An 11,397-nucleotide genomic window follows, 5' to 3' on the forward strand; every position below is an offset into this window, starting at 1 on the left:
AACAGTATGCATTACTAATGGATACTGTTACTGAAAACTGAAGACTTAAAAAACATGGCAAGAAAACAAGATAAGAACACAGTAAAGAGATTTAATAAAATCTCCATTGGTTTAGCATCACCAGAGTCTATTTTAGCAGAATCTAGAGGTGAAGTTTTAAAACCAGAAACTATCAATTATCGTACACATAAACCAGAACGTGACGGTTTATTTTGTGAGCGTATTTTTGGTCCAGTAAAGGATTATGAATGTGCTTGTGGAAAATATAAACGTATTCGCTACAAAGGGATTGTATGTGATCGTTGTGGAGTAGAAGTAACAGAAAAGAAAGTACGTCGTGACAGAGTAGGACACATTAATTTAGTAGTCCCTGTTGCACATATTTGGTATTTCCGTTCTTTACCAAACAAAATAGGTTACCTTTTAGGGTTACCATCTAAGAAATTAGATATGATTATTTACTACGAACGTTACGTAGTAATTCAACCAGGTATTGCTAAAAATGCCGAAGGAGAACCATTACAAAAAATGGATTTCTTAACAGAAGAAGAATATTTAAACATTCTAGAAACACTTCCAAAAGAAAACCAATACCTAGATGATACAGATCCAAACAAGTTCCTAGCTAAAATGGGAGCAGAATGTTTAATAGACTTATTAGCTAGAATAGATTTAGAAACACTTTCTTACGAGTTACGTCACAAAGCAAATACCGAAACGTCTAAACAACGTAAAACCGAAGCTTTAAAACGTTTACAAGTTGTAGAAGCGCTAAAAGAATCTAACGAAAATAGAGAGAACCGTCCAGAATGGATGATCTTAAAAGTAGTGCCAATTATTCCACCAGAATTAAGACCTTTAGTACCTTTAGATGGTGGACGTTTTGCAACTTCAGATTTAAATGATTTATATCGTCGTGTAATTATTAGAAATAACCGTCTTAAAAGACTTGTTGAAATAAAAGCACCAGAAGTTATTTTACGTAATGAAAAACGTATGTTACAAGAATCTGTAGATTCTTTATTAGATAACACACGTAAATCATCTGCAGTAAAAACAGACTCTAACAGACCATTAAAATCTTTATCAGATTCCCTTAAAGGTAAACAAGGACGTTTTCGTCAAAACTTACTTGGTAAGCGTGTCGATTATTCTGCACGTTCTGTAATTGTTGTTGGACCAGAATTAAAATTATTTGAATGTGGATTGCCTAAAAACATGGCAGCAGAGCTTTACAAACCTTTCGTAATTAGAAAACTAATTGAAAGAGGTATTGTGAAAACTGTAAAATCTGCAAAGAAAATTATAGATAAAAGAGAACCTGTAGTTTGGGATATTTTAGAAAATGTTTTAAAAGGACATCCAGTACTTTTAAATCGTGCTCCTACACTTCACAGACTAGGTATTCAAGCTTTTCAACCAAAATTAATTGAAGGAAAAGCAATTCAATTACACCCGTTAGTAACTACTGCATTTAATGCCGATTTTGATGGAGATCAAATGGCAGTACACTTACCATTAGGACCAGAAGCTATTTTAGAATGTCAATTATTAATGTTGGCTTCTCATAATATCTTAAATCCTGCAAATGGTTCGCCAGTAACTGTACCATCTCAAGATATGGTACTTGGTCTTTATTATATGACTAAGCTACGTACTTCTACAGATACGGTTAAAGTTAAAGGTGAAGGATTAACATTCTACTCTGAAGAAGAAGTTACTATTGCTTACAATGAAAAACGTGTAGATTTAAATGCAGGAATTAAAGTAAGAGCTATAGATTTTAATGACGCAGGAGAATTAGTTCCTCAAATTATTGAAACGACTGTTGGACGTGTAATTTTTAATAGAAACGTACCAAAAGTAGCAGGTTATATTAATGAAGTATTAACTAAAAAATCACTAAGAAATATTATTGGTGATATTTTAAAAGTAACTTCAGTACCAGAAACGGCTGCATTTTTAGATGAAATAAAAACTTTAGGATACTACTATGCATTTAAAGGTGGTTTATCCTTTAGTTTAGGGGATATTATTATTCCACCTGAAAAACAAAGTATGATTGACAAAGCGAATGGCTTAGTTGATGGTATTATGGGTAACTATAACATGGGACTTATAACAAATAACGAACGTTATAACCAAGTGATTGATATCTGGACTTCTACCAATGCTGAATTGACGGAATTGTCAATGAAACGTATTCGTGAAGACCAACAAGGTTTCAATTCGGTATATATGATGCTTGATTCTGGAGCTCGTGGATCTAAAGAACAGATTCGTCAGTTAACAGGAATGCGTGGATTAATGGCAAAACCTAAAAAATCTACTGCAGGTGGAGGATCTATTATTGAAAATCCAATTCTTTCTAACTTTAAAGAAGGACTTTCTATTTTAGAATACTTTATCTCGACACACGGTGCGCGTAAAGGTCTTGCCGATACAGCACTTAAAACTGCCGATGCAGGATATTTAACACGTCGTTTAGTAGATGTATCACAAGATGTTATTGTTAATACTGTAGATTGTGGTACTTTAAGAGGAGTAGAAATTTCTCCACTTAAAAAGAATGATGAAGTTGTTGAAACTTTAGAAGAAAGAATTGTAGGTCGTATTTCATTAAACGATATATACAATCCTTTAACAGACGAATTATTAGTTGGTGCTAATGAGTTAATTACTGAAGATATTGCAAAAGCAATTGAAAACTCTCCAATTGATACCGTAGATGCTCGTTCTCCATTAAGTTGTGAAGCTAAAAAAGGTATTTGCGCTAAATGTTATGGAAGAAACCTTGCAACAAACAAAATGGTGCAACGTGGAGAAGCAGTAGGTGTTGTGGCAGCACAGTCTATTGGTGAACCAGGAACACAGTTAACACTTCGTACATTCCACGTTGGTGGTATTGCAGGAAACATTTCTGAAGAAAATAAATTAGCCGTTAAATTTGATGGTGTTGCAGAAATTGAAGAACTTAAAACTGTAAAAGGAGAAGATAATGAAGGTAACATTGTAGATGTTGTAATCTCTCGTACTTCAGAAATTAAGTTAATAGATAAGAAAACTGGAATAACATTAAGTACTAATAACATTCCTTATGGTTCTTATGTCTATGTGAAAAATGGAGATAAATTAACTAAAGGAGACGTAGTTTGTCAATGGGATCCATATAACGGTGTAATTATTTCAGAATTTGCTGGAAAAGTACGTTATGAAAATATTGAACAAGGTGTTACTTACCAAGTAGAAATAGATGAGCAAACAGGTTTCCAAGAGAAAGTAATTTCAGAATCTAGAAACAAGAAACTTATCCCAACGCTTATTGTTGAAGATAGTAAAGGCGAAGCAATTCGTTCTTACAATTTACCAGTAGGTGCACACATTATGATTGACGATGGTGAAAAAGTTAAGATTGGTAAAGTCTTAGTTAAAATTCCACGTAAATCCGCAAAAGCAGGAGATATTACAGGAGGTCTTCCACGTGTAACAGAATTATTTGAAGCACGTAACCCTTCTAATCCAGCTGTTGTTAGTGCTATTGATGGTGTGGTTTCTTTTGGAAAAATTAAAAGAGGTAATCGCGAAATTATAGTAGAATCTAAAACTGGAGATATTAAGAAATATCTAGTAAAATTATCGAATCAAATTCTTGTACAAGAAAACGATTTTGTAAAAGCTGGTATGCCTTTATCAGACGGTTCTATTACACCTAACGATATACTAAACATAAAAGGACCATCTGCTGTTCAACAATACTTAGTAAATGAAGTACAAGAGGTATATCGTTTACAAGGAGTGAAAATTAATGATAAACACTTCGAAGTAGTTGTTAGACAAATGATGCGTAAAGTTAGAATTATAGATTCTGGCGATACTATTTTCCTTGAAGATCAACTAGTACATAAATCTGATTTCATTGAAGAAAATGATGAAATCTTTGGAATGAAAGTAGTTGAAAACGCTGGAGAATCTGATACCTTAAAAGAGGGACAAATTGTTTCTGCACGAGATTTAAGAGATGAAAATTCTATTTTACGTCGTGAAGATAAAGCATTGGTGGAAGCTAGAGATGCTAGACCAGCAACTGCTACTCCTATCTTACAAGGTATTACAAGAGCATCATTACAAACAAAATCATTTATATCAGCAGCTTCTTTCCAAGAAACTACAAAAGTATTAAATGAAGCTGCGGTAGCAGGTAAGATTGATACTTTAGAAGGACTTAAAGAAAATGTAATTGTAGGACACAGAATTCCAGCAGGAACAGGAATGCGTAATTATGATAACATTATTGTCGGGTCTAAAGAAGAATTTGATCAAATGATGCAAGCAAAACAAGAAGTTAATTACAATTAAATAATTGTCATTCCTGCGCAGGTAGGAATCTCTTAATTTGAAACTAATGTTTTAATAATAAAAAAAGTCCTGTTTTTCTAAACAGGACTTTTTTTTTAAATAAAAAAAAATAATATAACTTCCGTTTTCACGGAAATAAAAATAAGTTTACGATGGCAGAAGATAAAAACAAGAAAAAACCAGGACAAATTAATATAGAATTAGATGAGAAAGTTGCTGAAGGAACTTACTCTAACCTTGCAATTATTAACCATTCTGTTTCCGAGTTTGTGGTAGATTTTGTTAGTATTATGCCTGGAACACCAAAAAGTAAGGTGAAATCTAGAATTATATTAACACCACAGCATGCAAAACGTTTAATGAAAGCTTTAAGTGATAACGTAGCTAAATTTGAAAATATGCACGGTGAAATTAAAGATTATGAGCAACCTCCAATTCCACTTAATTTTGGGCCAACGGGAGAGGCTTAATAAAGAATTCAAGTTAATCACAAAAAAGTTTGCTTTACATGTTTCAAAAGCAAACCTTCAATTCCAATTAATTTGGACCAACAACGATGCATAAACAATAAAGAATAATCCCTTTTATTTATAAAAGGGATTTTTTTTGCCATTATTTTATAAATAAAAGTAAGCAAATATTTAAGATGTTTCCTTTTTATTAAAACAATATAAAAAACACCAGAAAAGGCATTTTATGATTTATTTAATTACTGAACTAGATATATTCATGGAATTCTTTAAAATACCCGATAGTTCCCTAGTACATCATTTTGTACATGCATAGAAATTTATGATTTATTGTAGCAGTAATATTTTCATTAATTAATTGCTTATCTTGAATTTTCATAAATAGATTAATTTGGGGATTAATCATTAGAAATTTAAAATATTTTTTTATTCAAAAGTGAAATTTATGATAAAGCATTAAGTATCAATATTTATTATCGATATCTGTTTTTAAATAAATATTATTTATTTTCGATTAAAAGTTGAGATAAATAAAAGCGTTTTAAGGGTTTTTTGGATTTGCACTATATGGTTTTAAGGTTAATGAGTTATAAGTTTATTAAAGGTGCTTTAAATGAGTATTTTTATTTAAACTCGCTTACAAAGTGGAATTTTAAATTTGGATACTTTTGTTGTGTCATTTGTAAAGAAAATGCTGAGTCTGCTAAAAAAACTAATTGATTTCTTTTGTCTTTAGCTAAATAACGTTGTTTAACTCTTAAAAACTCTTTATATTCTTCACTTTTTACATCATCTGTTTCAATCCAACAAGCTTTGAAAACATTTAAGTTTTCGTAGGTACATTTTGCTCCATATTCATGCTCTAATCGATATTGTATAACTTCATATTGTAAAGCTCCTACAGTTCCTATAACTTTTCTACCATTTAGTTCTAAAGTAAATAATTGTGCTACACCTTCATCCATTAATTGATCGATACCTTTATTTAATTGTTTAGATTTCATTGGGTCTGCATTATTGATATATCTAAAATGTTCTGGCGAAAAACTTGGTACACCTTTATAGTTTAGTATTTCCCCTTGGGTTAAGGTATCACCAATTTTAAAAGTTCCTGTGTCTTGTAAACCTACAATATCTCCAGGATATGAAATGTCTACTATTTCTTTTTTTTCAGCAAAAAACGCATTCGGACTAGAAAATTTCACTTTTTTATTATGTCTTACGTGTAAGTAAGAAGTATTTCTTTTAAATTCTCCAGATACTATTTTAATAAAAGCCAATCTGTTTCTATGATTTGGATCCATGTTAGCATGTATTTTAAATACAAACCCAGAAAATGTATCTTCATCAGGTTTTACAAGTCGTTCTTCACTTTGTTTAGCTCTCGGTTTAGGTGCTATTTCTACAAAACAATCTAATAATTCACGTACTCCAAAACTATTTAAAGCAGATCCAAAAAATACGGGTTGTAAATTGCCTTCCAAATAATCAGAATTCTGGAAAGTTGGATAAATGCCTTCTACTAATTCTATCTCTTCGCGTAATGTTTCTGCAGCTTTATCTCCTATTAATTTATTTAATTCACTAGAATTTAAATCAGAAATTTCTATCGTTTCCTCAATGTTTTTTCTGCTATCTCCACTAAAAAGATTAATGTTCTTCTCCCATATATTATAAATTCCTTTAAAGTCGTAACCCATACCTATAGGAAAACTTAAAGGAGTTACTTTTAATCCTAATTTTTGTTCAATCTCATCCAGTAGTTCAAAAGCATCTTTTCCTTCACGATCCATTTTATTTATAAAAACAATCATCGGTATGTTTCGCATTCTACAAACTTCAACGAGTTTTTCTGTTTGCTCTTCCACACCTTTTGCTACATCAATTACTACAATAACACTGTCTACAGCAGTTAAAGTTCTAAAGGTGTCTTCAGCAAAATCTTTATGTCCAGGTGTATCTAGAATATTTATTTTTATACCATTATATTCAAAAGCTAGAACAGAGGTTGCTACAGAAATACCACGTTGTCTTTCAATTTCCATAAAATCACTAGTAGCTCCTTTTTTTATTTTATTACTTTTTACTGCTCCAGCTTCTTGGATAGCACCTCCAAAGAGTAATAATTTTTCGGTAAGTGTAGTTTTTCCTGCATCTGGATGCGAAATAATTCCAAAAGTTCGTCTACGGTTGATTTCGTCTATAAATTTCATTGAAAATTAATTTTGGCAAATATAAAGTATTCAAAGTATTATATTAATTGTATCAAGATTATTATAATAGTTTTATAATAATATAGATTTTAATTTTAATTTAAATTCTTGGTTTTATTGTAAATTATAGTAATTATTATAGTGCTAGGTTAAGTATTTAGCTACTTATTTTAAAATAAATTCTTTTATCGTTAAAATTATTCATCACAACGATAAAACTAGTCTTGTTTAAACATTAAGATTAAATTCACATAAATTTTTTGATTTTTGTACAATAAATTACTGAAATAATCACTTAGTCGTGCGTATTTGTTTTTCATCGATTTAAGTGAATGTTTTTAGTATATCGATATAATTATAGCATTGTATTGATACTTTTGTTTAAAAAATAATTTTACGGAAAAACCGTAAAAACAAAGTTTAACCATTATTTCTCCCTAAGAGAGTGGATAACTATAATAAAATTTTATTGAATAAAACTAACACAAGATGTTGTGCTAGTTCTTTGTGCGAAATAATTAATACGTTTTGTGGTGCTTGCATTGCAGAACTTTTTTTATATAATAAAAAATAAATTACCCTCTATAATATGAAAATCTTTACTCGATTCTCTAATGCAAAATCACTAAGTTTATTAGTTTTTGCTTTATTTTCTTTTAATTCAATCATGTCGCAAACAAATGCACCTAGTATACAATCTGGTGTTTCGTTTCAATGGAGTGATTCACAAACTGTAAGAACAGATCCCGCAACTATACAAAGTATAACTGTTGGGACACGTGTTTTTACAGACTTTGGAGTACCACAATCTTATGCGTTAACTCAGTTGGGGCAACAAGGGCATAATCAAAATGGAGTTGAAGAAAATGGTGTTAATTTAGCTACATCAAGTGATCCTGTAATTACACCAAATTGGGATGCTTTAGCGTTAGCTGCATTTCAAGATAAAAACTTAAATCATTATTTTGAAGCATCTCAAAATGGACAAGATATTTGTGATAATTATACTGCAGCAGATGGGGTTCCAAATGAAGAGTCAACAATTGCTCAAAGACAAACTTTTTCATATTCTCCTGGGATACGAAGTACCTCAGGTAGTATAATTGCTATTACAGAACGTAATGCAAATAATTGCTATCATATAGAGTTTTTTGGTACAAAATCTGGAAGTACAACTACAGAATCTTTAGGTAGTACTTTTGTAAACCCACAAGGCCCAACCTATTATGGTCATGGTGGTACAGGTGGAGCAAATAATTTTGGAACAATTGATGCTGTAATTGCACCAACAGGTGATGCAGATTACTGGTTGACTAATAAAGTTGTTGGACAAAATGGAGGTACCATTGGTATTGCACTTTTTTATGTAGATAGCATTGCTGAGCTAGGTTCTATTATAACAGATGTACAAATAACAGCAGCTAATTATGATCATGGGGATGGTAAATTATTTATTTTTTCTTTGCCTGATGCTGATGGAGATGGGTTTAGTGATATTGATGATTTAGATGATGATGATGATGGGATTTTAGATATTGATGAATCTAATGGGTATTCTCCAAGCTATGATGAAGATGGAGATGGTATACCAAACTGGGAAGACACTGTTGATGATGGTACTGGTGACGCAAGTTTAACCGATTATACCGATGCTAATGGAGATGGTGTGCCAGATGTTTATGATTTTGATGGGGATGGAATTCCTAATCATTTAGATTTTGATTCGGATAATGATGGTTGTTTTGATGCGATTGAAGGTGGCGATTTTATTGTTGTTGGAGAAGTAGAAGCAGAAGGAGCACTTGATGGTGATATTGATGCAACAACTGGTGTCCCTGATAATGTGGATGTTAATAATGGGCAAACAATAGGTACTTCTCAAAATGCTTCTGCTTTTGATGTAGATGGACAGTGTGATAGAGATAATGATGGGGTTTTAGATGGTTCAGATATTTGTCAAGGTTCTGATGATTCAGTAGATACAGATAATGATACTGTTCCAGATGGCTGCGATTTAGATAATGATAATGATGGTATTTTAGATATAAATGAAGGGATTTGTACAACACCAATTCAATCTGGTACATGGACTTTAGTAAGTGATACTGAAGCAACTTTCGATTACGGAAATGGAGTAACAGCAAGGTTGGTGACGAATTCAACTGGTTTTCAGGTTAATGGAGCAGATAGTTTTAATACGGAAGCTTTTTGGTCTGAAACCTTGAGTGGTGATGCTTCTTTAGTAAGAGAATATAGTTGGGGGAGTACTTTAACGGTTTCTTTTGAAGACGCTGCTGGAGATCCAATTAATGTAACAAATCCAATATTACACGTAGATAGATTAGGTGGTAGTGATGGTGCTACAGAAAATTCTGCTTTAATGACCTTGCAAGGAGGTTTAACTTGGACTGCTTTAAGTGGTACTGCTGATTTTCTTGTAACATCTAATACCGCTAAAGATAGTGGTTCAGGTAATCCTGTAGGAACAGGATATACTTTCGAAAGTACTCAAAATGTAGCAGATGGTACAGCTGCAGGATCTTTACAGGTAAATGGAAATATATCAACTTTTACAATCCAGTTTGTGCAAGATGGTGTTTCAGGTGTGCTTTCAGATGGAATTGAATTTATACTTTTTGCTTGTCCTGATTTAGATACGGATGAAGATGGTATTCCAGATTATTTAGACTTAGATAGTGATGGAGATGGTTGTTCTGATGCGCTTGAAGGAGCAGACAGTATTAGTGCAAGTAGTGTTGTAGATGGACAATTAACAGGTGCTGTTAATACAGGTACCGGTGTACCTAGTAATGTAGATGAAAATGCAGGTCAAGGAGTAGGAGGAGCTATAGATGGAACACCTTCTGATTTAAATGGACAATGTGATTCAGATAACGATGGAACTATTGATGCAAACGATTTATGTCCTGGCTTTGATGATAAAGCAAATAATGATGGAGATGCTTTACCTGATGGATGTGATGAAGATGATGATAATGATGGTATTTCAGATGTAAACGAAGGTTTGGTAACTACTCCAGGACAACCAGCCTGTACTTCTGCTACGGTATTAAACTTTAATAATGCGTATTCTGAAGAACCAGGAGGTGATGGAAATATAAATACATTTTTATTAAACGAAACTTTCAGATTTCCTGGAGTAATCCCTGGTGTAGATGCTTTAGTTACTATTGTTGAGTTAAATGGAACAACAGTTCCTGTTTTAGATGATAATTCTTTAAACGTTAATTCTTTTCAGCCAAGATCTGCTTTCACGTTAACTAATGTTGGAGATCGTGCGTATACGGAATATAGATTTGATTTTGTGACAACAAATGGAGTAGCCGGAGTTAATGATGTTATTATTCCTGAATTCTTTGTTAATTTTAACGATGTCGATGGTGGTGCAAGTTATGGTGAACAGAATTGGTCACAATTAGCAAATAGTTATACTGTTAATCAGGATACAGAATTATTAGTAACATTTGAGGATAATTTTATTGTTGGTACAGCTGGTATTACAGAGTATCCATCTGTAACTAATGGTTTCCCGCAAGTAAATTATGCTACACAGCATAATGGTAAATCTTCTTATACAATTAGGTTAGGTGTTGTTGCTAGAGTTGCTGGAGCTTCCGCTTCTGGAAGACAGCATAATGTAGAGTTTAATTGTGTTACTAATTTTGTAAACCCAATAAACACAACAGTTTTAGACTCAGATGGTGATGGGATTCCTAATCATTTAGATTTAGATAGTGATGGAGATGCTTGTCCAGACGCTTTAGAAGGTAATGGAGGATTAGTAGCTTCTCAATTGGATGCTAATGGAATGATTACTGGAGCAATAAATACAAATGGTATTCCTAATGCTGCAAATAGTGGAAATGGACAGGCAGATGTTAGTTCTACGGATGATACTGTTAACGGTTGTATTGGATCTGTAACAGGAACAGTATATAATGATGAAGATGGTAATGGAACACAAGAAGGAACAGAAACAGGATACACTTCCCCAGTAACAGTATTTGCAGATTTAGATGGTGATGGCGTATTAGACGCAGGAGAGCCAACAGGAACAACAGCAGCAGATGGAACATACACCATAGAAGGTGTACCTTTAGGAACTTCAGTTGATATCGTAGTGGATACCACCACTTTACCAACAGGATCTACATTAACTGAAGGAACAGAGCCAACTAGTGTTACTCCTGTTGGAGGAACTAGTGTTAGTGCCGGAATCGATGGATATACCACAGCCGGATCTGTAACAGGAACAGTATATAATGATGAAGATGGTAATGGAGCACAAGAAGGAACAGAAACAGGATACACTTCTCCAGTAACAGTATTTGCAGATT

The 11,397-nt window shown here is 32.7% G+C and carries 3 protein-coding genes and 1 pseudogene; 3 read left to right on the forward strand and 1 reads right to left on the reverse strand.

What is annotated here, in order from left to right:
• The first annotated feature begins 54 nt into the window (after positions 1–54).
• Together rpoC and ACVC3Y_RS05805 are read left to right on the forward strand one after the other, a co-directional pair.
• Positions 55–4,356, forward strand: coding sequence for a DNA-directed RNA polymerase subunit beta' (gene rpoC, locus ACVC3Y_RS05800; protein ID WP_452226350.1), 4,302 nt, complete (start codon positions 55–57; stop codon positions 4,354–4,356).
• A gap of 152 nt (positions 4,357–4,508) precedes the next feature.
• On the forward strand, positions 4,509–4,826 hold the full coding sequence (locus tag ACVC3Y_RS05805; RefSeq protein ID WP_303426250.1) for a DUF3467 domain-containing protein: 318 nt from the start codon (positions 4,509–4,511) through the stop codon (positions 4,824–4,826).
• A 623-nt stretch (positions 4,827–5,449) separates the two neighbouring features.
• On the opposite strand, the gene ACVC3Y_RS05810 is transcribed toward ACVC3Y_RS05805, so the two are convergent.
• The gene (locus ACVC3Y_RS05810; protein ID WP_303426252.1) at positions 5,450–7,039 is read right to left on the reverse strand and encodes a peptide chain release factor 3; all 1,590 of its coding nucleotides are present in this window, start codon (positions 7,037–7,039) and stop codon (positions 5,450–5,452) included.
• Between the two features lie 589 nt (positions 7,040–7,628).
• On the opposite strand from ACVC3Y_RS05810, the pseudogene ACVC3Y_RS05815 reads away from it, so the two are divergent.
• Positions 7,629–11,397, forward strand: a pseudogene (locus ACVC3Y_RS05815) (hypothetical protein); the annotation flags it as partial.

It is taken from the genome of Lacinutrix cladophorae (assembly GCF_053604645.1).

Coding starts and splice junctions, on each gene's coding strand:
- rpoC (WP_452226350.1), top strand. CDS start 55: ATGGCAAGAAAACAAGATAAGAACACAGTAAAGAGATTTAATAAAATC.
- ACVC3Y_RS05805 (WP_303426250.1), top strand. CDS start 4,509: ATGGCAGAAGATAAAAACAAGAAAAAACCAGGACAAATTAATATAGAA.
- ACVC3Y_RS05810 (WP_303426252.1), bottom strand. CDS start 7,039: ATGAAATTTATAGACGAAATCAACCGTAGACGAACTTTTGGAATTATT.